The organism is Streptomyces sp. NPDC104307 (assembly GCF_055584045.1).
This window is the reverse complement of sequence record NZ_JBVJMU010000002.1, coordinates 573331-595426: the sequence shown is the minus strand read 5'-3', so window position 1 is coordinate 595426 and position 22096 is coordinate 573331. Positions and strand designations below refer to the sequence as shown.

22 protein-coding genes are annotated in these 22096 nt (G+C 72.1%); 12 read left to right on the top strand and 10 right to left on the bottom strand.

Going from position 1 to position 22096, the window contains the following annotated elements; all coding sequences use genetic code 11:
* Positions 1 to 151 precede the first annotated feature (151 nt).
* The 4 genes from ACZ601_RS09325 to ACZ601_RS09310 all read left to right on the top strand — a co-directional run bounded on the left by ACZ601_RS09325 (position 152) and on the right by ACZ601_RS09310 (position 3656).
* Positions 152 to 952: an ABC transporter permease gene (locus ACZ601_RS09325; protein ID WP_469534991.1), complete on the top strand. Its 801-nt coding sequence runs from the start codon at positions 152 to 154 to the stop codon at positions 950 to 952.
* Positions 945 to 1814 carry an ABC transporter permease gene (locus tag ACZ601_RS09320; protein ID WP_440578376.1) on the top strand — a complete coding sequence of 290 codons (870 nt, stop codon included), beginning with the start codon at positions 945 to 947 and terminating at the stop codon, positions 1812 to 1814. Before ACZ601_RS09325 ends, ACZ601_RS09320 begins: the two co-directional genes overlap by 8 nt.
* Positions 1815 to 1843: 29 nt before the next feature.
* Positions 1844 to 2917 (top strand): ABC transporter ATP-binding protein, encoded by a 1074-nt coding sequence (locus ACZ601_RS09315; protein WP_469535300.1) that lies wholly within the window; start codon positions 1844 to 1846, stop codon positions 2915 to 2917.
* A 61-nt stretch (positions 2918 to 2978) separates the two neighbouring features.
* Positions 2979 to 3656, top strand: coding sequence for a DUF1707 SHOCT-like domain-containing protein (locus tag ACZ601_RS09310; protein WP_469535297.1), 678 nt, complete (start codon positions 2979 to 2981; stop codon positions 3654 to 3656).
* 64 nt (positions 3657 to 3720) lie between these two features.
* Here ACZ601_RS09310 and ACZ601_RS09305 read toward each other — a convergent pair whose 3' ends face one another.
* Positions 3721 to 4965, bottom strand: a complete 1245-nt coding sequence (locus ACZ601_RS09305) for an SGNH/GDSL hydrolase family protein (protein WP_469534987.1) — start codon at positions 4963 to 4965, stop codon at positions 3721 to 3723.
* Between the two features lie 144 nt (positions 4966 to 5109).
* On the opposite strand from ACZ601_RS09305, the gene ACZ601_RS09300 reads away from it, so the two are divergent.
* Entirely contained in the window at positions 5110 to 6492 is a 1383-nt protein-coding gene (locus ACZ601_RS09300) for a DUF445 domain-containing protein (protein WP_469534985.1), read from the top strand.
* A 337-nt stretch (positions 6493 to 6829) separates the two neighbouring features.
* Here the strand turns inward: ACZ601_RS09300 and ACZ601_RS09295 are convergent, their stop codons facing one another.
* Positions 6830 to 7132 (bottom strand): hypothetical protein, encoded by a 303-nt coding sequence (locus ACZ601_RS09295; protein ID WP_440578459.1) that lies wholly within the window; start codon positions 7130 to 7132, stop codon positions 6830 to 6832.
* 184 nt (positions 7133 to 7316) lie between these two features.
* Between ACZ601_RS09295 and ACZ601_RS09290 the strand changes: the two genes are divergently transcribed.
* Positions 7317 to 8840, top strand: a complete 1524-nt coding sequence (locus tag ACZ601_RS09290; RefSeq protein WP_440578458.1) for an MFS transporter — start codon at positions 7317 to 7319, stop codon at positions 8838 to 8840.
* A complete protein-coding gene (locus ACZ601_RS09285; RefSeq protein WP_440578457.1) occupies positions 8837 to 9415 on the top strand; it encodes a TetR/AcrR family transcriptional regulator in 579 nt (192 codons plus the stop codon). The genes ACZ601_RS09290 and ACZ601_RS09285 overlap by 4 nt, the downstream gene beginning before the upstream one ends.
* A 115-nt stretch (positions 9416 to 9530) precedes the next feature.
* Here the strand turns inward: ACZ601_RS09285 and def are convergent, their stop codons facing one another.
* On the bottom strand, positions 9531 to 10190 hold the full coding sequence (gene def / locus ACZ601_RS09280) for a peptide deformylase (RefSeq protein ID WP_469534980.1): 660 nt from the start codon (positions 10188 to 10190) through the stop codon (positions 9531 to 9533).
* A gap of 108 nt (positions 10191 to 10298) precedes the next feature.
* On the opposite strand from def, the gene ACZ601_RS09275 reads away from it, so the two are divergent.
* The gene (locus ACZ601_RS09275) at positions 10299 to 10907 is read left to right on the top strand and encodes a winged helix-turn-helix domain-containing protein (protein WP_469534977.1); all 609 of its coding nucleotides are present in this window, start codon (positions 10299 to 10301) and stop codon (positions 10905 to 10907) included.
* Between the two features lie 11 nt (positions 10908 to 10918).
* On the opposite strand, the gene ACZ601_RS09270 is transcribed toward ACZ601_RS09275, so the two are convergent.
* The 3 genes from ACZ601_RS09270 to ACZ601_RS09260 form a co-directional block, all read right to left on the bottom strand.
* The gene (locus tag ACZ601_RS09270; RefSeq protein ID WP_469534974.1) at positions 10919 to 11473 is read right to left on the bottom strand and encodes an NADPH-dependent FMN reductase; all 555 of its coding nucleotides are present in this window, start codon (positions 11471 to 11473) and stop codon (positions 10919 to 10921) included.
* Between the two features lie 28 nt (positions 11474 to 11501).
* Positions 11502 to 12032: a GNAT family N-acetyltransferase gene (locus ACZ601_RS09265; protein WP_469534971.1), complete on the bottom strand. Its 531-nt coding sequence runs from the start codon at positions 12030 to 12032 to the stop codon at positions 11502 to 11504.
* Between the two features lie 94 nt (positions 12033 to 12126).
* The gene (locus ACZ601_RS09260; protein ID WP_469534965.1) at positions 12127 to 12480 is read right to left on the bottom strand and encodes a hypothetical protein; all 354 of its coding nucleotides are present in this window, start codon (positions 12478 to 12480) and stop codon (positions 12127 to 12129) included.
* Positions 12481 to 12855: 375 nt separating this feature from the next.
* Between ACZ601_RS09260 and ACZ601_RS09255 the strand changes: the two genes are divergently transcribed.
* Positions 12856 to 13791 carry an acetamidase/formamidase family protein gene (locus ACZ601_RS09255; RefSeq protein WP_469534962.1) on the top strand — a complete coding sequence of 312 codons (936 nt, stop codon included), beginning with the start codon at positions 12856 to 12858 and terminating at the stop codon, positions 13789 to 13791.
* A 60-nt stretch (positions 13792 to 13851) separates the two neighbouring features.
* Here ACZ601_RS09255 and ACZ601_RS09250 read toward each other — a convergent pair whose 3' ends face one another.
* The 3 genes from ACZ601_RS09250 to ACZ601_RS09240 form a co-directional block, all read right to left on the bottom strand.
* Positions 13852 to 15789, bottom strand: a complete 1938-nt coding sequence (locus ACZ601_RS09250; RefSeq protein WP_469534960.1) for a serine/threonine-protein kinase — start codon at positions 15787 to 15789, stop codon at positions 13852 to 13854.
* Between the two features lie 177 nt (positions 15790 to 15966).
* Positions 15967 to 16713 (bottom strand): DUF1838 family protein, encoded by a 747-nt coding sequence (locus ACZ601_RS09245; RefSeq protein ID WP_469534957.1) that lies wholly within the window; start codon positions 16711 to 16713, stop codon positions 15967 to 15969.
* Positions 16714 to 16849: 136 nt separating this feature from the next.
* A complete protein-coding gene (locus ACZ601_RS09240) occupies positions 16850 to 17854 on the bottom strand; it encodes an oxidoreductase (protein ID WP_469534954.1) in 1005 nt (334 codons plus the stop codon).
* 61 nt (positions 17855 to 17915) lie between these two features.
* Between ACZ601_RS09240 and ACZ601_RS09235 the strand changes: the two genes are divergently transcribed.
* Positions 17916 to 18563, top strand: coding sequence for a TetR family transcriptional regulator (locus tag ACZ601_RS09235; protein WP_469534951.1), 648 nt, complete (start codon positions 17916 to 17918; stop codon positions 18561 to 18563).
* 237 nt (positions 18564 to 18800) lie between these two features.
* On the top strand, positions 18801 to 19403 hold the full coding sequence (locus ACZ601_RS09230; RefSeq protein ID WP_469534948.1) for a dihydrofolate reductase family protein: 603 nt from the start codon (positions 18801 to 18803) through the stop codon (positions 19401 to 19403).
* 25 nt (positions 19404 to 19428) lie between these two features.
* Here the strand turns inward: ACZ601_RS09230 and ACZ601_RS09225 are convergent, their stop codons facing one another.
* Positions 19429 to 20229 carry an alpha/beta fold hydrolase gene (locus ACZ601_RS09225; protein ID WP_469534946.1) on the bottom strand — a complete coding sequence of 267 codons (801 nt, stop codon included), beginning with the start codon at positions 20227 to 20229 and terminating at the stop codon, positions 19429 to 19431.
* 308 nt (positions 20230 to 20537) lie between these two features.
* Between ACZ601_RS09225 and ACZ601_RS09220 the strand changes: the two genes are divergently transcribed.
* The gene (locus ACZ601_RS09220; RefSeq protein WP_469534943.1) at positions 20538 to 22058 is read left to right on the top strand and encodes a hypothetical protein; all 1521 of its coding nucleotides are present in this window, start codon (positions 20538 to 20540) and stop codon (positions 22056 to 22058) included.
* Positions 22059 to 22096 lie beyond the last annotated feature (38 nt).

Here is a 22096-nt window from a genome sequence, read left to right as displayed (position 1 = left end):
GCGGTCAGTTCCCCCATAGTGCCCTTTTCTCCGGTATATCCACCGGATCTTTCCCCGAAAAGCGGTCGCGGCGGCTGCCCCGGCTGGACTAGGCTCGTGCGCTTTGGTGCCGAGTGCAGGGCGGCGTCACAGTCAGCGGGGGTGGGGTGCGGTGCGGCTGTATGCGGTGGTGGCGGCGGGCGGGTTCCGGCGCTATGCCACGTACCGGATCGCGACGGTCGCGGGGGTCTTCACCAACACCGTCTTCGGTTTCATCATGGCGTACACGTATGTGGCGCTGTGGGACGAGCGTCCGCAGCTCGGCGGCTACGACATGCCGCAGGCGCTCACGTACGTGTGGCTGGGGCAGGCGCTGCTGATGACGTGCGCGATGATGGGCGGCGGCTTCGAGGACGAGCTGATGGAGCGGATCCGTACCGGCGATGTCGCGGTCGATCTCTACCGGCCGATCGATCTCCAACTGTGGTGGCTGGCCGGGGATCTGGGGCGTGCCGCGTTCCACCTGCTGGGGCGCGGCATCGTGCCGATGCTGCTGGGTTCCATGGCCTTCGAGCTGGCACTGCCCACCTCGCCGGGGATCTGGCCGGCGTTCCTGGTCTCCGTGGCGCTGGGGGTCGTGGTGAGTTTCGCGATCCGCTATCTGGTGGCGCTGTCCGCGTTCTGGCTGATGGACGGGGCGGGGGCGGCGCAGATCGCGTTCCTGGCGGGGATGTTCTTCTCCGGGCTGCTGCTGCCGCTGAACCTGTTCCCGGGGCTGCTGGGCGAGGTGGCGCGGGCGTTGCCGTGGTCGGCGCTGCTCCAGGTGCCGGCCGATGTGTTCCTGGGCAAGCGCACGGGCTGGAGCCTGGTGCGCGCGTACGGGTTCCAGGCGGGCTGGGCGCTGGCGCTGCTGCTCGTCGGGCGGCTGATGCAGTCGGCGGCGACGCGGAGGGTGGTGGTCCAGGGTGGCTGAGGCGCTGGAGACGGCCGTGGCGGAGCCGCCCGTCGCGGTGTTCGAGCCCCGGTCGCGGGTGGTCGAGGGGGTCAGGGCGTACGGGCTGATCGCCGCGATGTGGCTGCGCTCGACGATGGCGTACCGGGCGTCGTTCGTGATGACGGCGTTCGGCAACTTCGCGGCGACGGCGTTCGACTTCGTCGCGATCATGCTGATGTTCTCGCACGTGGATGTGCTGGGCGGTTACACGCTGCCGGAGATCGCCCTGCTGTACGGGGCCGCGGGCACGGCGTTCGGCCTGGCGGATCTGGTGATGGGCTCGATGGACCGGCTGGGTCGGCGGGTGCGGGACGGGACGCTGGACACCCTGCTGGTGCGGCCGGTTCCGGTGATGGCGCAGGTGGCGGCGGACCGGTTCGCGCTGCGCAGGCTGGGGCGGATCACGCAGGGGGTGCTGGTGCTGGGCTATGCGCTGGTGACCCTGGATATCGACTGGACCCTTGCGCGGGTGCTGATGGTGCCGCTGATGCTGTTGAGCGGGGCGGCGATCTTCGGGGCGGTGTTCGTGGCGGGGGCGGCGTTCCAGTTCTTCGCGCAGGACGCCTCCGAGGTGCAGAACTCCTTCACGTACGGGGGCAACACGCTGCTCCAGTACCCGCCGACGGTCTTCGCGAAGGATCTGGTGCGCGGGGTCACGTTCGTCGTGCCGCTGGCCTTCGTGAACTGGCTGCCTGCGCTGTACGTGCTGGGCCGGCCGTATCCGCTGGACCTGCCGGACTGGGTGGCGTTCCTGCCGCCGGTGGTGGCGGCGCTGTGCTGGGTGGTCGCGGGTCTGGCCTGGCGGGCGGGGCTGCGGGCGTACCGGAGTACGGGAAGTTGACGATCATCGAGCGGAGCGGGGCATCGGACATGGGCGTGGGCGGCGGCACGGGCAGTGCAACTGGAGGCGATACCGGCGGCTTCATCGAGCTGGACGGCCTGGAGAAGGTGTTCGACGTCCGCCGTCGTACCGGCTTCCTGCGCAGCGAACGCCGCGAGGTGCGGGCCGTCGACGGCATCAGCTTCCGGGTGGAGCGCGGTGAGATGGTCGGCTACATCGGCCCGAACGGGGCGGGCAAGTCGACGACGATCAAGATGCTGACGGGCATCCTCACCCCGAGCGGCGGCTCGCTGCGGGTGGCGGGCATCGACCCCTCGCGGGAGCGTACGAGGCTGGCGCACCGGATCGGCGTGGTCTTCGGTCAGCGCACCACGCTCTGGTGGGACCTGCCGCTGCGCGACTCGTACCGGCTGGTCCACCGGATGTACCGGGTCCCCGACGCCCGCTTCCGGGCCAACCTGGAGCGGTGCGTCGAACTCCTCGACCTGGAGGAGCTGTTGGAGGTGCCGGTGCGGCAGCTCTCGCTGGGGCAGCGGATGCGCGGCGACATCGCGGCGGCCCTGCTGCACGATCCCGAGGTGCTGTACCTGGACGAGCCGACGATCGGCCTCGATGTGGTGTCGAAGGCCAAGGTGCGTGGGTTCCTAAGGGACTTGAACGCGGAGCGCGGGACGACGGTGCTGCTCACCACCCACGATCTGACGGACATCGAGCAGTTGTGCAAGCGGGTGATGGTGATCGACCACGGCCGTCTGATGTACGACGGGGCGTTGTCCGGCCTGCACGAGGTGGGGGAGAGCGAGCGGACGCTGGTCGTCGACCTGGAACGCGAACTCCCGCCCATCCGGCTGGAGTCGGAGCCGGCGGTGCGTACCGTGAAGGTGGAGGGGCCGCGGCAGTGGCTGGCGTTCCCGGCGTCCGCGTCCGCGGCGCCCCTGGTGGCACGGATCGCCGCGGAGTACCCGATGGTGGACCTCTCGGTACGGGAGCCCGATATCGAGGCCGTGATCGCGAAGATGTACGAGTCGGCCAGGGAACCGGCTGAGGAACCGGCCGAGGGAGCGGTTACGGAGGCGCCTGCGGGGCCGGCTTCGGGCGGGTAGTCCGGTGACGGAAGTCCGGGCGTTCAATAGGCTGCGCGCTATGAGTAGCGAACTTCCGGACATGCGTGCCTCCGACGCCGAGCGTGAACGCATCGCCGAGATCCTGCGCGAGGCGGTGGCCGAGGGCCGGCTGGAGATGGAGGAGTTCGAGCAGCGTCTCGACGCCGCCTACAAGGCCCGCACGCACGGGGAGTTGGAACCGATCGTCCGCGACCTTCCGGCCGTCGGCGCGGCGGTGGCGCCGGTGGCCGCGGGGCAGCCTGTGACCGGTTCGATGGCCCGCTGGTCGGACCGGGTGGGCAAGCCCGCGACGTCGGGCGGTGCCTTCGCGTTCTGGGGCGGGTTCCGCCGCCGGGGCAACTGGACGGTCGGCCGGAAGTTCACCGCGTTCGCGATGTGGGGCGGCGGCGAGATCGATCTGCGCGAGGCGGACTTCGAGGACCGTGAGGTGGTCATCCGCTGCTTCGCGATCATGGGCGGTATGCAGGTGACGGTCCCGCCGGACCTGAATGTCGAGGTCCGGGGCATCGGCGTGATGGGCGGCTTCGGGGAGAACACGAAGGACGAGGGCTTCCCGGCCCCCGACTCCCCCCGGGTACGGGTCACCGGCTTCGCGCTGATGGGCGGCGTCGGCGTGGAGCGCAAGCGGAGCAAGGCGGAGAAGCAGCGGCTGCGGGAGGCGGAGCGCTCGCGCGGGCGGCTGGAGAAGGGTGACGGGGGCAGGGGGCGGGGGGAGTAACCCCGGCAGCCCGAGGGCCTGGGTCAGAGCCCGCCCAGGCCCCGTCCCCCCGTTCTCCCGTCCCTCAGAGCGCGTCGGACGACGGCCGGACGCTCACCAGGTTGGTCAGGTTCACCAGGGAGCCCAGGCGCTGGTAGCCCGCGTCGTTCAGGTGGAGGTGATCGCCGCAGTCGTAGGCGGGGTTCAGCCGGTACGGGTGGCCCGGGTCGCGCATGTCGCGGTCGAAGTCCAGGACCTGGTCGAAGACCCCGCCGGCCCGGATCGTCTCGTTGACCCGGTTGCGGACGGCGTCCTGAGCGGGGGTCCAGCTGCGGTAGCCGTCGTACGGCATCAGGGTCGCGCCGACGACCCGCATCCCGCGCGCGTGGGCCCGCTGCGTCAGGCCGCGCAGGGCGTCCGTGATCCGCTGCGGGTCCGTCTGCTGGGGGAAGCCCTGCACGTCGTTGACGCCGAGGGCGATGATGACGGTCTTCGCGCCGCTGATGTCCAGCACATCGCGCTGGAAGCGGTCCAGGGCGCGCGGCCCGATGCCGTCGCGCAGGATGCGGTTGCCGCCGATGCCCTGGTTCACCACCCCGTAGCGGCCGTTCAGCCGGTCGGAGAGGATGTCGGGCCAGCGGGTGTTCGCGTCGGTGGTGGAGCCGGTCCCCGCGGTGAGGGAGTCACCGAGCGCGACGACGGTTCCGGTGGCGGTCGTGCTGCGCACGTCCACTGCGGTGAGGTAGCGCCAGGTGGTGCTGCGCCAGGTGCCCTTCCCGGTCTCCACGTAGGAGCTCTGGTGGCTGTTGGGGTGTGCGGTGACCGGGCCGCTCGCGTGGGGGGTGCGCAGGGTGACGACGAGGTCGGCGTCGGCGGCGACCGGGACGACGACGGGGTCACTGACGATCTTCGCGCCCGCGGCGACGGTGGTGGCCGGGGCGCCTCGGAACGTCACCGGGCGGGTGTTCACGGTCACGTTGTCGATCACCAGCGGCTGGGTACCGAAGAGGTTGGAGAGGGTGACGCGAGCCGCGTTGCCACCGATGCTGGTGTGAACGACGTTGCGGATGGTGCGGTGGGTCAAGTCCTGGTCGTGGTTCGGGTCGGGAGCCCCGAGGACGGGTGCGGCCGCCCAGGTGGCGAGCCAGAGTCCGGCGGAGCGGGCCGGAGCCGCGGGCGGGCGGCCCGTGCTCTGCGGCGCTGCGGACGCGGAGGCCTTCGCCCGGGGCCCGGAGAACAGCATCGAGCCGGCGAACGCCACGACGGCGGCGAGCACGGCGGTGCCGGTCACGAGAGCTATGAGCAGGGCGTACCCCTGGCGCCTGGGCATGGGCGGTGTTTCTCCTCTGTTCGTGGGCCGGTTCCATGATGCGGCAGGGCGCGGGGAACTCAACGTGCGGCCCGGGAGTAGGTCGGGTAAGGACAATGCGTACGGGGCGTCGGGGGACGATGCGTACGCGGACGGGTGGAGTGGATGAAACGGATCGAAGGCAGCGGACCCGGCGAGCCGGAGGCCGGTGCGCAGGCGGGCGCGAGCGCGGCGGCGGGCGCGGGGAGCAGGGGGGCGGGCGGCCGCGGCCCGGCCTCCCTGGCCTCGTTCTCGTACACCGCCGCGGACGAGGAGAAGCGGCGCGGCGTACGGCGGATGAAGACCACGGCCACGGGCCTCCTTCTGCTGGTCGCGCTGGTGTACGTCCTCGCCACCTGGGCGAAGAACGAGGGGGTGGGCGGCTGGCCGGGCTACGTCGCCGCGGCCGCCGAGGCGGGCATGGTGGGTGCGCTGGCCGACTGGTTCGCCGTCACGGCACTCTTCAAGCGTCCGCTCGGCCTGCCGATTCCGCACACCGCCATCATTCCCACGAAGAAGGACCAGCTTGGAGCCTCACTCGGTTCCTTCGTGGGTGAGAACTTTCTGTCGGGCGATGTCGTACGGGACCGGATCCACTCCCTCGGCATCGGCGGCAGGCTCGGTGCGTGGCTCGCGGAACCGGCCCACGCGGACCGGGTCACGGCCGAGTTGTCGACCGCCCTGCGCGGTGCGCTGACGGTGCTGCGCGACGCGGATGTGCAGGCCGTGGTGGGTGAGGCGATCACCCGGCGGGCGAACGCGGCGGAGATCGGGCCGGGCCTCGGCAAGATGCTGGAGAAGGTCGTCGCGGACGGCGGCCACCGCAAGGTGGTGGACCTGGTGTGTGTCCGGGCTCACGACTGGCTGGTGCTGCACGCCGATTCGGTGATGGACGCGGTGCAGGGCGGTGCGCCGGGCTGGACCCCCCGGTTCGTGGACAAGCGGGTGGGGGAGCGGGTCTACAAGGAGCTGCTGCGTTTCCTGACGGAGATGCGCGACATGCCGGGGCACCCGGCGCGCGGCTCGATCGACACGTTCCTGACGGACTTCGCGGCCGACCTCCAGACGGACTCGGAGACCCGGGCCCGGGTGGAGCGGCTGAAGTCGGAGGTGCTGGGGCGCGGCGAGGTGCAGGACGTCATCGCGTCCGCCTGGTCCTCGGTCCGCACGATGGTCATCGCGGCGGCCGAGGACGAGCAGAGCGAACTGCGGCTGCGCGCCCGTGCCTCCCTGATGTCCCTGGGCGCCCGCCTGGCGACGGACGGCCGCCTCCAGGCGAAGCTGGAGGGCTGGCTGGAGGACGCGGCGGTGTACGTCGTGACGACGTACCGGACGGAGATCACGTCGCTGATCAGCGACACGGTGGCGGGCTGGGACGCGGACCAGACATCGAAGAAGATCGAGGCCCACATCGGCCGCGACCTGCAGTTCATCCGCATCAACGGCACGGTGGTGGGCGCACTGGCCGGCCTGGCGATCTACACGGTGTCGAAGGCCCTGGGCGGCTGAGGCAGCCCAGGGCTGCGGGGGCCGGCTCATCCCGTCTCCGCCGGTCAGATCAAGCCGGTCGGGGGTCTGCTCAGGCCCGTCTGCCGGGCAAATCAAGCCTGTCCGCCCGGCAGCTCAGGCCCGTCTGCCGGGCAAATCAAGCCTGTCCGCCCGGCAGCTCAGGCCCGTCTGCCGGGCAAATCAAGCCTGTCCGCCCGGCAGCTCAGGCCCGTCTGCCAGGCAAATCAAGCCCGTCCGGCGATTGAGGACGAAGCGGCTCCCCGGACGCACCCGGGGCTCACCCGCGCCTCGCCCGGTCCGCCTCTCCGGCTCCCGGCCCCCGGCCCCCGCCCCCGGATCAGGCCGCGCGCCGCGTAACCGCCCAGGACGCGGCGGCCACCGTGCCCGCCACGGCGAAGACCGCGGGCCACGCCCCGATCCGCTTGGCGAGCGGGTGCGACCCGGCGAAGGCGGCGACGTACGCGGTGGTCAGCCCGACGGCCGCGCGCGTCCCGGCCTGCCGGTTCCACTCGTACGCCGCCGCCGTGCCCGCCGCGGCGAGGGCGACGCCGCCCAGCGGCCGCTTCCTGGTCCACCGCGCCACCGCGTAGCCGCCGACCAGCCCGCTCGCCGCCACTGCCGTTGCCGGAATCCTCGCCATCGCGGCCACCTTCACCTTCGCGTCCGTCGTCCGGTGCCGCTTCCCGGGCCCGGATCACCGATCCGAGGCTAACGCGGCTTTCCGGCGTCCCGTCGCGGAGGGGGTGTACGTGCGTTTACCCTAGGACTCCGGGGGTGAACGTACGTACACCCCTGCCTCGCCGCCGAGCCTCGTACGGAGAGCCATGCCCGCGGACATACCCGCCCCAGCCGACGTCCCAGCCGATGCCGCGCCCCCGGCCGTCCAGGCCCCGCACCCCCGCTTCGCCGTCGGCGTGCTGGCGTTCTGCGGTGTGGTGGTCGCGGTCATGCAGACGATCGTCGTCCCGCTGCTGCCGCACATCCCCGAGCTGACCGGCGCCACCCCCGCCGCCGCGAGCTGGCTGGTCACCGTCACGCTCCTCACCGGCGCGGTCTTCACCCCGGTCCTGGGCCGGGTCGGAGACATGTACGGCAAGCGGCGGGTGCTCGTCGCCTCGCTCGCGGTGCTGGTGGTGGGCTCCGTGCTCTGCGCGGTCAGCTCGCACATCGGCGTCCTGATCACCGGCCGCGCCCTCCAGGGTGCGGCGATCGCCGTCGTACCGCTGGGCATCAGCATCCTGCGAGACGAGCTCCCGCCGGAGCGCGTCCTGTCCGCCGTCGCGCTGATGAGCTCCACGCTCGGGATCGGCGCGGCCGTCGGCCTGCCGGTCGCCGCCGTGGTCATCGAGAACTTCGAATGGCACACGATGTTCTGGGTCTCCGGCGTGATCGGGCTCATCGACATCGCGCTGGTCCTGCGCTGCGTGCCGGAATCCCCGCTGCGCAGCCGGGGCCGGTTCGATGCCGTCGGCGCGCTGGGCCTGTCCGCCGCGCTGGTCTGCCTGCTGCTCGCGGTCACCCAGGGCGCCGACTGGGGCTGGGGTTCGGTCCGGACGGTGGGCCTGCTCGTGACCGCCGTCGTGGTGGCGCTGCTCTGGGGCGCGTACGAGCTCCGCGTCGCGACGCCCATGGTCGACCTGCGGGTCTCCGCCCGCCCGGCCGTACTGCTCACCAACATCGCCGCCCTGCTGATCGGCTTCGCATTCTACGCGAACTCGCTGGTGACCGCCCAGATGGTGCAGGAGCCGAAGGCCACCGGTTACGGGCTCGGCGCCTCGCTCGTCGTCAGCGGCCTGTGCCTGCTGCCCGGTGGTGTGGCGATGGTGGCGCTCTCGCCCGTCTCGGCGCGGATCTCTGCCAAGCGCGGCCCGAAGGTGAGTCTGGCGCTGGCGGCCGGGATCATCGCCGTCGGATACGGGGTGCGCTACTTCACCAGCCACAGCCTGTGGCTGATCGTCGCCGGAGCCACCGTCGTCGCGTCGGGCACGGCCATCGCCTACTCGGCCCTGCCCGCACTCGTGATGCGCGGGGTCCCGGTCAGCGAGACCGGGGCGGCCAACGGTCTGAACACCCTCATGCGGTCGATCGGGCAGGCCTTCTGCAGTGCGACGGTGGCCGCCGTCCTGGCCAACATCACGTTCCAGGCAGGAGGACGTACGGCTCCGACCCTCCACGCGTACCAGTTGGTCTTCGTGATCGCGGCGGGGGCGGCGCTCGCCGCGCTGGTCGTCACGCTGTTCCTGCCGGGCCACCGGCAGGCCGGGCCGGGTACGGTCGGGGAGAGCCGCAAGGCGCCGGGCATCCGCGAGGGCGGTGTACGGACAGCACAGATCCAGGAGGGCGCATGACCGGCGGCCAGGCCACCGCACCGGCCACCGGGTCCGCGGACGCGGGCACCGGACGGAGCGCGATCCTGCGCGCGGCCCGGCGGGCGTTCACGCAGCGCCCGTACGCCGAGGTGACGATCCGCCAGATCGCCTCGGACGCCGGGGTGAGCCCGGCCCTGGTGGTCAAGCACTTCGGCCGCAAGGAGGAGCTGTTCAACACCGTGGCCGACTTCGGCCCGGCCGCCGCGGAACTGTTCGACGCCCCACTCGCCCGGCTGGGCCGCCACCTGGTCGTCACCCTGGTGACCCGGCGGCGCGAGCTCAACTCGGACCCGCTCCTGCGCGTGGTGTTCTCCCTCGGCAACCAGGACGAACGCTCGCTGCTGCGCGACCGGTTCCACGAACAGGTCACCGACGCCCTGACCGCCCGGCTCTCCGGACCCGACCGGGCGCTGCGCGCCGAGCTGCTGGCCGGCCACCTGCTCGGCCTCGGCGCCACCCTCAGCCTGCACCGCGAGGGAGCCGGCGCCCTGGCCACCCCGGAACACATCGCCGACCTCTACGCACCCGCGCTCCAGAAGCTGATCACGGGCTGAGCGGTTCGGGACAGGGTCCGGGCCGACCCGCGAGGGAGCGGGGAGAGGGCGGAGGCCCCGTACACGTCCCCCGGACCGGGTGAACGAGGAGTACTACCGCTGACGGCCCCCCAGGTCACTTGCCCAGCTTCGCCGCGCGCGCGGCCCGCCGGGCGAACGTCTCCTCCTTGGTGGCGTCCATCTCACGCAGGGCCGTCTTCCGGTCCCGCTGGGCGAGCCGGTCCAGATAGAGGTGGCCGCGCAGGTGGTCCGTCTCGTGCTGGAGGCAGCGGGCGAAGTAGCCCCGGCCCTCGATGACCAGCGGATCGCCGTCCTTGTCCCGGCCGCGTACGACGGTACGGTCCAGCCTCGCCACCATCCGGTAGGGGCCCGGGACGGACAGGCACCCCTCGGACTCCTCGACCAGCCTGCGCTGTTCGGGCGGCACCTCGTCCAGGACGGGGTTGGCGATGTGCCCGACATGGCGCACCCCCCAGTCGTCGGTGATGTCCCACATGAACAGCCGCAGGTCCACATCGACCTGGTTGGCGGCGAGCCCGGCGCCCTCCGCCACCTGGTTGGTGGCGAACATGTCGTCGACCAGCCGGGAGAGTTCGGGGGTGCCGAACTCGGTGACCTCCCGGCACGGCCGGCGCAGGATCTCCTCCCCGACGACGGTGATCCGGCGCACCGAGCCCCGTTCGGACTCCGGCGCGAACCGGGGATAGGAGTCGACGGGTACGCCCTGCACACGTACCCGGCGGTCCTGCGAGGTGTCATCGAACCGAGCGGCCATGGGGATGATCAACGCCTTCCGCGCACAAGGGAGTCGGCCGGGGGACGGCCTGGACGGCCGGGGCGGCCGGTTTGACCGAACGCTTTGCAAAGTAGCATCCTTTGCAAAATGAGCGATGAAAAGCGTCAAGCCGGGTCCCCGGAGCCACTGCACGGGTCCACGGGCCCGCTGCCGTACCGGGCCCGCAAACCACTCCCGGACCACCCCGTCCGGGTAGCCCTGCTCGACCTGCTCGCGGAGGCCGGCACGGTGACGTCCACCGAGGCCGCCGCCCGGCTCGGCCACAGCTCCGGGCTCTGCTCCTTCCACCTGCGCCAACTCGCCGCGCACGGCCTCATCGAGGAGGCCCCGCACAAGGGCGGCCGGGTGCGGCCGTGGCGGCTGCGCTGGGAGACCTCCCGCGAGCCGGGGCAGGAGGGAATGGCCGAGTTCGACGCGCTCGCACGCGGGCTGGAGGACGAGAGCTACCAGCACTGGCTGAGCCACCGCGACCGGGCGCCGGCCGAGTGGCGGCAGGACGAATCATTCAGTGCCGTCATCCATCTCACCCCGGCGGAGATGACCGAACTAGCCTCCTCGGTACGCGACTTGCTGGCTGTCTACCGCGAGCGCGAGGACCACCCGGAGACCCGCCCCGCAGACGCCGTGGCCGTGGCGGCGGTCACCAGGCTGTTCCCCCTGCTGGCCGACAATCCCGGCCGTCCGCGCTCGGCCTGACGGCCCGCTGACTACTCCGCATCCGCATCCGAAGCGGATTCCGCCAGCACAGTGAGCACCTTCGCGAGCCGCTCCCGTGCGCCCGCCTCCGTGATGACCCCGTCCGGACCGACCACCTGCCGGTCCACCGGAATCCGCACGCAGGCGGCCTCGACGACGGTGGCGCCCGTGTATCCGAGCACGGTCCGCAGCGTCGCCTCCGCACCCAGGCCGCGCCCCGGGGCGGCGGCGCTGACCCAGGCGACCGGCTTGTCGCAGATCTCGGTGCCGCCGACGGTCCAGTCCAGCAGGTTCTTGAACGCCCCCGGCAGGGTCCCCGCGTACTCCGGGGTGCAGATCAGCAAGGCGTCGGCCGCGTCGATCGCTGCGCGCAGCCGGGCCACCGGCTCCGGCAGTGGCTCGGCATCGTCATCGGGGTTGAAGTGCGGCAGCGCCCCGGGCCCCTCGTGGAGCACGGTCCGCACCCCTGCGGGCGCCACCGCCCGCGCGGTGCGCAGCACCGTCTCGTTGGAGGAAGCGGACCGCAGGCTTCCGGACAGCAGAAGGATCACGCGTGGCGTCGGCATGTACGGGCAACCGGGCGGACCCGGCGGCTCATTCCCGTATCGGGGCCGGGGCCGGGGCCGGGGCCGGGGCCGGGGTCGGGGTCGCGGTCGGGGGCAGCTCCAGCTCGGCCACCACCTGGTCTCCGCTGAGCTCGCCGGTCGTCCGGAATCCGAGCTTCCGGTAGAACCCCTCCGGCCCGTGTTCGCCGGGCACGTACGAAACGGTCGTACGTGTCTGCCCGCGCCGGCGCAGCTCATCGTTGACGGCCTCCACCGCGAACCGCCCGTAGCCGCAGGACTGTTGTCCGGCGGCGATGTTCAGCCGCCAGAGCCCGGAGCGCGGCCGGTCGTCCGGCTCGCCGGGGTGGAAGCGCACGCCGAGGAAGGCCATCACGAAGCCGACGATCCGCTCGTCGTCGACGATCAGTCGTGGCCACGCGGTCTCGGGCGAGGCGTACGCCTGGGCCAGGGACCAGGCGACCGGCTTCACGAGTCCGTCCTGGTCGGGGCGGACCCGCAGGGCGCAGGCATCCTCGACGTTGTCGGACGTGACCGTGACGAGGCGGGGTGAGAAAGGCATCCCCGCAAGGTACCCACGCGCCCGGCCGAGCGCCTGCGGATATCGGCCGTGCACCCCCGCCGCCCCGCCTCGTTCCGCCCGGCCCCGAACCGGATCAGCTGAAGACGACCGACCGGAGCTTGAGCCGGCTGGAGGCGTGGCCGCCGTCGGGTCGCAGGGTGTAGTAGGCGCCGTCGCAGTCCGGGCCGGTGAAGACCGTCGCGGTCGAACCGGTGTTGTTCCAGGGCGTGTCGGCGGGCTCCGAGGTGTTCTCGTCGGCCACTCCCGGCAGGGTGACGCACTCCCGGATCGGCGGGTCGAGCAGGACGACCGCCTGCCGGTGCCCCGACGCGGTGGTGTACGTGTAGGCGAACTGACCCTCGGCCGCAGCCGCGTTCGCGGAGCCGGGGAGGCTGACGATGAGCGCGAGCGCGCCGAGGGCGGCGGCCGCAGTGGTACGAAGTCGCATGGTGGAGGCACTCCTTGTGGGGTTCGACGTGCGGTCCGTCGCACGGTTCGACCGGGACCGGACCGGAACGAGGCAAGATCGTTCCGGCCAGAGTCTGGCCCGCCACCGGCCCCGCCGGGCCACGGATTCACTCGCACGCGGGACGTGCTCACCCGAACGGGAACCGCCTCATGGGCCCGCCATCGGCCATGTGGGTCACGCCGCGGGACGGACCGCCCCGGACCGGCTCTGTTGTGCAACCCCGCACGGCCACGCCAGGATCGGCGGTGCCGTGCGGACGACAGTCCCCGCCGGCCGAGGCAGCGCACGCACCGCACCGCAGTGCGGGCGCACGCACCGCATCGCACCGAACCCGACCTGGAGGCCCCGCCGTTCATGAGTGACTTCAGCATCCACCGCGGACAGGTGCACCACGCCTGGGACCGGACGGTCAAGCCCGTCGCCACGCTCGCCCCCGGCGAAGAGGCGGTCCTGGAGTTCCAGGACGCGAGCGGCGGCCAGCTGGCCGCCGGATCGACCGCCGCAGACCTTTCCGAGCTCGACTTCGGCACCCTCAACCCCGTCACTGGCCCGCTGTACGTGGCCGGGGCCGAGCCCGGCGACGCGCTGGTCGTCGACATCCTCGACGTACAGGTGGGGGAGTGGGGCTGGACTGCTTGCCTGCCCGGGTTCGGGCTGCTTACCGACGACTTCCCCGACCCGTACCTGCGCATCTCGACGATCACCGGCGGCTACGCCGAACTGCTGCCCGGCCTGCGGATCCCGGTGGTGCCGATGATCGGGACGATCGGCGTCGCCCCGCCGGAGCCCGGACCGCACTCGGTCATCCCGCCCCGCCGCTGGGGCGGCAACATGGACATCCGCCACATCGGCCCCGGCGCCCGGCTCATCCTGCCCGTCGGAGTGCCGGGAGCCCTGCTCTCGGCGGGCGACGCGCACGCCGCGATGGGTGACGGCGAGGTCTGCGGTACGGGCGTCGAGACGCCCGCGACGGTGCGGCTGCGGGTGGACGTCCGCAAGGGCGCGGCGCCCCGTACACCGGTGATCGAGACGGACCCGGTCAGCGCCAGGACCGGCGCCGCCCTGGCCACGACGGGGATCGGACCGGACCTGATGGAGGCGGCGAAGGACGCGGTCCGCGCGCTGATCGACGAGATCTCGGCCCGGACGGGGCTCACCCCGCAGGACGCCTACCTGCTGGCGAGCGTGGCGGCGGATCTGAAGATCTCCGAGATCGTGGACGCGCCGAACTGGGTGGTATCGGCCCATGTGGAGCGGGAGTTGCTGGGCGGGGTGCGGGCGCGGCCGTAGACGGCACGACGGGTGAGGGGCGAGCGGGGGAGTCCGCCCCGTCGCCCCGCACCCGCTCGCTCAGCTGTCCGCGTTGCGCCAGACGGTCACGTCCACCGTCAAGTACGTACTGGGCGAGTCCTCCGGGGAGTGGCCCTGGTACGTCAGGAGGCCGATGTGCCCCGTGCCCGTGATGATGCAGACCTGGCGCCCCTTGGTGAGCTTCTCCAAGGGGATGTTCTGCGCGAACCGGGTGTCCGCGCGGCAGACGTCCAGCGAGCCCTGCTGCCCAGGATTGAGCAGGATCAGCTTTCCCTCGTCGTTCTCCGCGTCGAGGTACCCGCCGCTGTCGTAGGACAGCTCGTATCCCGCGTCCTCGCCCTCCTGGGGCCGGAGGTCCTCGTCCCCGAGCGTCAGGTGGTAGCCCTCGGTGAGGTTGATGGACTTGTACTCGGCGGGCTCGGGGTCGGCCTGCGGGGTCTGCTCGGTATCGGCCTCGCTGCCCTGGCCGCCGCCACCTGTCGAGCCGGTCGCGTCCGGCGAGGCGTTGTCCTGCGAGGGGCTGTTGTCCTCGGGGGAGGCGCCGGTCTTCGGGGAGGCGTTGTTCTGCGTCTCCTTGCCGTCGTCCTTGAGTACGTAGTACGCGGCTCCGGCGCCCGCGATGGCGAAGACCAGCGCGGCGGCGATGGCGATGACGGCGATCCGGCCGCGCCGGCTCTTCGGGGGCTGGGGCGTCGGGTGAGGCGTGGGATGGGTCTGGTGCCCCTGGGGCGGGAACTGCCCGGGGTACGTCTGCGCCTGGGCGGGATACGGGCCCGACGTGTGGGCCGGGGTCTGGTGCTGGGCCTGCGGCTGAGGACCTGAGGGGTACTGCCGGCCGGGGTGCGCGGGCTGAGTCGGCTGCGCGTGCGGCGGCTGGAGGGGGTAGCCGGTCTGGGACGTATCGGCGTACTGGCCGGGCGGCGGGGTCGGCGCCGGACCGAACCCCGGAGGCGGGGTGCTCGGCGCCGCCGGGGTGGTCGGTGAGTATCCGGCGGCCGGGCCGGGAGGCGCGGCCGGTGCGGTGGTCGGAGGCGGCGGGGTCTGGGCGGGGGCCGGGGCCGCCGCCCGTACGGTGATGTCGGCGGCGACCGGGCTCGGCAGCCAGTCCTCGGGGCGCCGCAGCACCGTTTCCGCGTTCGCGGTCTGGCACAGCTCGATGACCTCGGCGACCGAGGGCCTGGCCTCCGGCTCCTTGGCCAGGCACCGGCTGACCAGCTCCATCAGCCGTTCCGGGACGCGGCTGAGGTCGGGCTCCTCGTGGACGATCCGGTAGAGCACCCCGTGCGAGGTCCCCTCCCCGAAGGCGGGCGACCCGGCCGCCGCGAACGCCGCGACCTGGCCGAGGGCGAAGATGTCGGTGGCCGGGGTGACCCGGCGCCCGGCAGCCTGCTCCGGGGCCATGAACGACGGGGTGCCGATGGTGACGCCGCTGCCGGTGAGCGAGGTCGCGTCGGCCGCGTACGCGATGCCGAAGTCGATGACGCGGGGCCCGTCGGCGGCGAGCAGCACGTTGGACGGCTTGAGGTCGCGGTGCACGATGCCCGCGCCGTGGATGACGTGGAGCGCCTCGGCCATACCGGCGATCAGCAGCAGGACGGCCTCGACCGGCAGCGCCCCGTGTGCGACGACCGCGTCGGCGAGCGAGGGCCCCGGTACGTAGGCGGTGGCCAGCCACGGCTGCGCGCCGTTGGTGTCCGCGTCGATGACCGGCGCGGTGAACAGCCCCTGCACGCGCTGCGCGGACTGCACCTCCTGGGCGAACCGCCGCCGGAACTCGGGGTCCTCACCGAACTCCGGCCTGATCACCTTGATGGCCACGGGCCGCCCGCCGGGCGTGTACGACAGGTACACCTTGCCCATGCCGCCCGCACCGAGCTTGGCGGCCAGCCGGTATCCGGCGATGGTCGCCGGATCGTCGGCTGTGAGTGGCTGAAAGACCTGGGAGCCGCTGCCCCCGCTTGGCTGCTGACCGCTCATGAACTCGTATCTCCCCCGCAGAGCGCTGCTGTCGAAACGGCACCTTATCCAAATCCCGGCCGGGACAGCCCTCGGAGAGCACCGGAGCTTTCCGGGCCTGGCCTGGCCGGGCCGGGTCACGTTGGGCTGAGCCGGGCCGAGCCGGTGCCGGTGTCGGCACCGTCGCCGGTCAGGCTGCTACTTCGGGGGGTTGAGCTTGCGGAAGTACGTCCAGCTGGTCTCGTTCGGCTCGCTCCACTTCTCCGGGGCGCTGGCGAACTCCGGTTGGTGCGCGGCGATGTAGGCGCGGGTCCGCTCGGGGACCTCGGCGTACGAGCCGAGCTTGTGGCCCCGGCAGTGGTAGGTGAGGCCACCGGGCCGCTGACCGCGTGCCATCCACGGGAGCCACGGGGACATCCGGGTCCACGACATGGTGGCCGGCACGCTCGGTGCCGGCCCTGCCAGGTCTGCCCGGTCGGCGAAGAACTGGAAGAGCTCCAGGGCCTTGTACGTGTCACCGGCCGAGTGGACGGGGTACTCGGCCACCGGCAGCGGTGAGGGGTAGGCGAGCGGGATCTCCAGGCTGAAGCAGAGCTGCTCGCCCAGTTCGGTCACCGGGACCGGGAAGGGGCGCCACTTCTGGTTCGCCGGGTCGTTCCAGACGTGCACCACGGGCAGGTCCTGCCAGGTCTCCAGGATCTCGCGGCTCGCGGGGTCCAGGTAGAAGGCAGCCTCACGGGTGAGCAGTTGGTAGGCGTCAGGACCTGCTTCGGCATCCTGGACGAGGCGGGAGACGTTGAGCCCTTCGAAGCCGAAGACGCGCTGGTAGGGCTCGTCGGGGGACCAGGTGTACACATCGCCGGACCACCAGTACGTGACCTCCTCGCCGTCGAGCGAGGCGCGGGTACGGGCGAAGGAGCGGAGCAGCTCTGCGGGTGTCGTCATGCTCACTACTCTGCCTACTCCGCGCGGCCGCCGCCCGCACCGGGCGGAAATCGCTCGGTGCGGGCCCGAAGCGGCCGTGGCGGGGTGGGCGGGGAGGAACCCGTCAGGCAGGGGTGGGGCGGTCGGGGAGGACCCGTCAGGCAGGTGTGGGGAACACGTACCGCACGCCCGTCGCCCGTTCCGAGAGCTCCCACAGCCGGTTGCCGGTCGCGGCGTCGGCAGCCCCGGCGGACAGCTCCACCCGCGTCGGCCCGCCGCGCAGTTCCGCCATGCCGTCCGGCCCGATGAACTCGCCGCCCGCCACGCTCGGGTCCGTGGCCGCGTACAGCTGTGGCAGCGCGCCCCGGTCCGGGTCCTGGGCGAGGGGGGTGAGGAGGTGGCCGAAGAGCAGCTTCACCGGTCCGACGGGCCCGTCGGTCTGGAGGCCGGTCGCGGTGTAGCCGGGGTGGGCGAGCACGCTGCGTACCGGGCTGCCCGCTTCGCCGAGCCGGCGGTGGAGCGCGTGGCCGAAGACGGCGTTGGCGAGCTTCGACTGGTTGTAGTACCCCATCGGTGAGTAGTGGCGTTCGCCCGTGAGGTCGTCGAAGAAGAGGCGCGCCTTGCGGTGGTTGGCCGAACTCACCGTGACCACCACGGGATCGATGCCCGGGGTCAGCAGGTCGAGGAGCAGCCCGGTCAGTGCGAAGTGGCCGAGATGGTTGGACGCGAACTGTGACTCGTGGCCCTGCGCGCTCAGTGACCGGGGCGGTGCCATCACCCCGGCGTTGTTGACGAGCACGTCCAGACGCGGATGGGCGGTGCGCACCACATCGGCGAAGGTGCGCACCGAGTCGAGGTCGGCGAGGTCGAGGCGCTGCACCTCAAGGCTCGCGCCCGGGTGCTCCGCGGTGATCCCGGCGACTGCCCGGCGGCCCTTGTCCTCGTCGCGGACGGCGAGGACGACGTGCGCTCCCCGGCGGGCGACCGCGCGGGTGGTGGCCAGGCCGAGTCCGCTGTTGGCGCCGGTGACGACGAAGACCCGCCCGGTCTGGTCCGGGATCTGTTCGGCGGCCCACTGCCGCTGTCGCCGCGTCCGCGGTTCCTGCCCCCGCCCGCTCCTCCGCTGCTTCTGCTCCTGCTTCTGCTCCTGCCGCTGTGTCATGCGGCACAGACTGCCTTTGGTGGCACTTGGTGTCAAGATGCTACTGAGTGCCATTGAGGGCATGAAGTATCCTGAGGGGGTGAGCACCCGCCCCGAAGTGACGATGGCCGAGCGGAAGCGTCAGCTCGTTTCCGAAGAACTGACCGAAGCCGCACTGCAGTTGATGGCGTCGAAGGGGTACGACGCGGTGACGGTCGACGAGATCGTGACCGCTGCGGGCGTGTCCAAGCGGACGTTCTTCCGGTACTTCGCGTCCAAGGAGGACGTCGTCGTCCGCTTCCTGGCCGACATGGGCACCGGCATCCGCGCGGAGCTCGCGGCCCGCCCCGCGGCGGAGCCGCCCTCCGTCGCGTTGCTGCACGCCGTCCGCGTCCCCCTCGCGGCCTGCGCCGGGCACGCCGGATCTGACAGGGCGCTGCGCGTCGTCCAGCTGATCCTGCGCACCCCCGCCCTGCTCGCCCGCTTCCTGGAACGCCAGGCCCAGTGGCGTGACGAGCTGGCGGAGGAGCTGGCCCGGCGCCCGGGTCCGGAGGCGGAATCCGCCCTCTATCCGAGGCTGGCCGCCGGCATGGCGCTGAACGCCTTCGATGCCGTACTGGACCGGTGGAGCGCGAGTGACGGGACGGAGGACCCGGCCGACCTCATCGGCCAGGCCTTCGCGGTGATCAACCCGGCGCTGGACGGCATGCGAGGACGGCAGAAGTCCTGATCGTCCCCGCTGTCCGGAATCCGCCGCTCTTCTTGCACGCTCGTCGAAACACGGGCCGAGGGCGCGGCAGTGGCCCCAGGGTTGACGCAGTCACCTCCCTCGCCCCGCGGCGCGGGAAGTGCCCGGGGTGGGGCGTACGGAAGCCCGGATTCCCGTTGCGCGGCGGGCGGGTCTGTCTGAATCATGAGCGCCGAGGGGCGCCCGCCGCGTGGCGGCCCCGGTGACGAAAGGCCCTCCGTGCGCAAGCTCGTGTACTACATCGCCGCCACCCTGGACGGCTTCATCGCCGGCCCGGACGGCGCCGACCCCACCGGCCCGGACGGATTCTGGCCGGTCCCGGAGGACTACATCGGGCACATGATCGCCGAGTACCCGGAGACCCTGCCCGGCCCCGCCCGTACCGCGCTGTCCATCTCGGCGCCGGGCACGCACTTCGACACCGTCCTCGAAGGCCGCAGGTCCTACGAGACCGGCCTCAAGGCCGGGGTGACCGACGCCTACCCGCATCTGCGGCACATCGTGTTCTCCCGGACGCTCGGCGAGAGCCCGGACCCCGCGGTGGAGGTCGTGGCGGACGACCCGGCGGCCCGGGTCAGGGAGCTGAAGCAGGGGGCGGGCAAGGACATCTGGCTGATCGGCGGCGGGGAACTCGCGGGCGCCCTGTACTCCGAGATCGACACCCTGATCCTCAAGCTGAGCCCGATGACCATCGGCGCGGGCATCCCGCTCTTCTCCGGAGGAGCCACGTTCAGCCCGAACGCCTGGACGCTCAAGGACCACCAGGTCCTGGACAGCGGGGCGATGTTCCTGACGTACGACCGTGCCCCCGGCCTGGGGTGAATCGCTGCTCTCCGCGCCCCGCCCCTCAGCCGATTCCGGCCAGGAACCCGGAGATCAGGTCGTGCAGCACCGCGGGCCGCTCCAGGTGCAGGTCGTGGCCGGTACCGGGGAGGCAGACGGCCTCGGTGGCGGGGCGCCGGTGCAGCATCTCGTCGACCTCCTGCGGCGGGACGAAGCCGGTCTGGCCCAGGACGAGCAGGGTCGGGCAGGTGACGGCGTCCCACTCGTCCCAGAAGGGGCGCAGCGCGTTCTCCGTGATGGAGCCGACCATGACGTCCCGGTCGAACCGAGGCCACCAGCCGCCCTCGCGTTCCTCCAGCCCGCCCGCCCAGCCCTCACCGAGCGGCCCGCCGCCGAAGAACCGGACGGCGGCTTCGCGCGAGGCGAACGACGTCGGCCACGTGTCCAGCCAACTGCCTATCTTGGACGGCGTGTCCGGGTCCGCGACAGCTGGACCCGCCTCGACTAGGACGAGCGCGCGTACGCGGGCGGGGTGCGCGGCGGCGGTGAGCATGGCGGTGTGGGCGCCCAGGGACTGGCCGATGAGGACGGGCTGCCGCAGCCCGAGCTGATCGGCCACGGCGACGACGTCCGAGACGTAGGCGGCGCGGGAGACATCCTGCGGACGGCGTTCGGCGGCGCCGTGCCCGCGTTGATCGACCGCGACGATCCGCAGTCCGGGGCTCAGGGACCGGGCCACGGCGTCCCATTCACCGGCGTGGCCCGCCAGCCCGTGCAGCAGGATGACGGGCTGCCCCGGCCCGCCCCAGTCCCGGCAGACCACCCGGACACCGTCCCGCGTCACCGTGCGCTCGGACCAGGACATACGTACGACCTCCAGGGCTGGGGAAGCGGGTTCCCCATCGAACCCGACACCAGGCACCCGACACCAGGCATCACGCTCCATGCTCCACGCATCACGCACCAGACATCACGCTCCAGGCCTTGGGCGGCTCGCGGGGGAGTGCTGACCCGCAGACGAATTATCGTTCCGGTTTGTCCTTTGAGGCCCCATACGCATAGATTTCCGCCACGTTGTGCGCCAGCTGTTCCCTCCTGGGACGCTGTTCGCCCCTGGAACGTGGTCGAGCGGCAGCGCGACCCGTCATCCTCGGCTGGGAGGGCTCCGCCCACATGTCCGGAACCGTCGACCGGTGGACCACAGCACTGCGCGGAGCCTGGAGGGACGGCACACTGTGGCCGTGGTGCCTGGCGGCCCTCGCGGCGGCCTGCGGCTACGCCGTGGCAACCGTCTTTCACCCCGGGTACCTCAGCGCGGACAGCAACACCCAGCTGTGGCAGGCGCTGGGGGACGAGCCGGTGAACGACTGGCACCCCCCGGTGATGGCGCTCCTGTGGCGTGTCCTCATCCGGATCACGGGGGACTTCTCGGCCATGGCCGCGCTGCAGGCCGCGGTGCTGTGGGGGACGCTGTGGGTCCTCGCCCGGCTGGTGTGGAGGAGCTCCGGCAGCCGGGCGCTCTCCCTCGCGGTGCTGGCCGTGGGATTCGCGCCGCACATCATGAACTTCACGGGGGTGGTGTGGAAGGACGTGCACCTGGCGTACGCACTCCTCGCCGTGTTCGCGATCGCGCTCACCTTGCGTGAGCTGCCGCGCGAACGGGTCGTGAGCCGCTGGGCCCTTCTGGTGTCGGCCCTGCTGTTCCTCGCGTACGCCGCCCTCGTGCGCAAGAACGGTGTCCCGGCCGTGATCCCGGTCTTCGCCCTCCTGGTGCCGGCCGCGTGGCCCGCCCCCGGTCGGCGCCGCTGGCTGGCCGTCACCGGTGTGTTCGCCGCCGTCGTGATCGCCTGCGGGGCCGCTGTGTCCGCGGCCACCACCCCGCTGGCCACGCGCGTGTACGCGGTGATTCCGGTGGACGACCTCGCGCACGTGCTGACCCCGGACCAGATGCGTGCGGCCGCGGAACAGGCGCACGCGGGGCCGGACCTGCGGGACCGCCTGGTCGCCACCGCCGTGAACTGCCAGAAGCGGAACATCGCCTCGGACGCGTACCTGCAGTGCTTCCCGCACACCAAGCCGTTCGACGTCACCTACCTGGACCGGCACGCCGATGTCATCGTCCGGATGTGGGCGCGGCAGATGCCACGCCACTGGAAGGGCTACGCCGAGTACCGGGGCCGGGTCTTCACCAAACTGCTCTTCCAGAGCAACCAGACCTTCTGGAACGGCACCCATGCCAATGCCGGCGCCCGACTGCATCCCCTGGTGCGGAAGGAACCGCTGAACGACACGCTGAGGTTCGCTCTGCAGAACTACGTGAGCGGCTTCACCCGCGATCTGCCGATGCTCTTCCAGGGCTGGTTCTGGCTGGCCGTCTCGCTGGTGCTCGTGCTGCGCCGCCGCCGGGCCGGTCCCTACTCCCGGGAACTCCGTCTCCTCGGGGCGAGTTCGCTCCTGTACATCCTCGCGTACCTGCCCACGGCACCCGAGTCCAACTACCGGTACGTGTACTGGCCCGCGCTCTCCGGGACCGTCGCCCTCGCCCTCATCGCGACCGGCTTCGTGACACGTCGCCGCGCGGCAGCGGACCGCCCGGCCGCCGTGCCGGACGACCGGCTCGTCGTGCCACCGGCCGGCCGCGCGCCCGACACCGCTCCGGCAGGACCGCGCCAGGACACCGAGGCCGCTCTCTGACCCCCCGGGGTACGGCGTGAGCGGCACCGGCGTCGCGC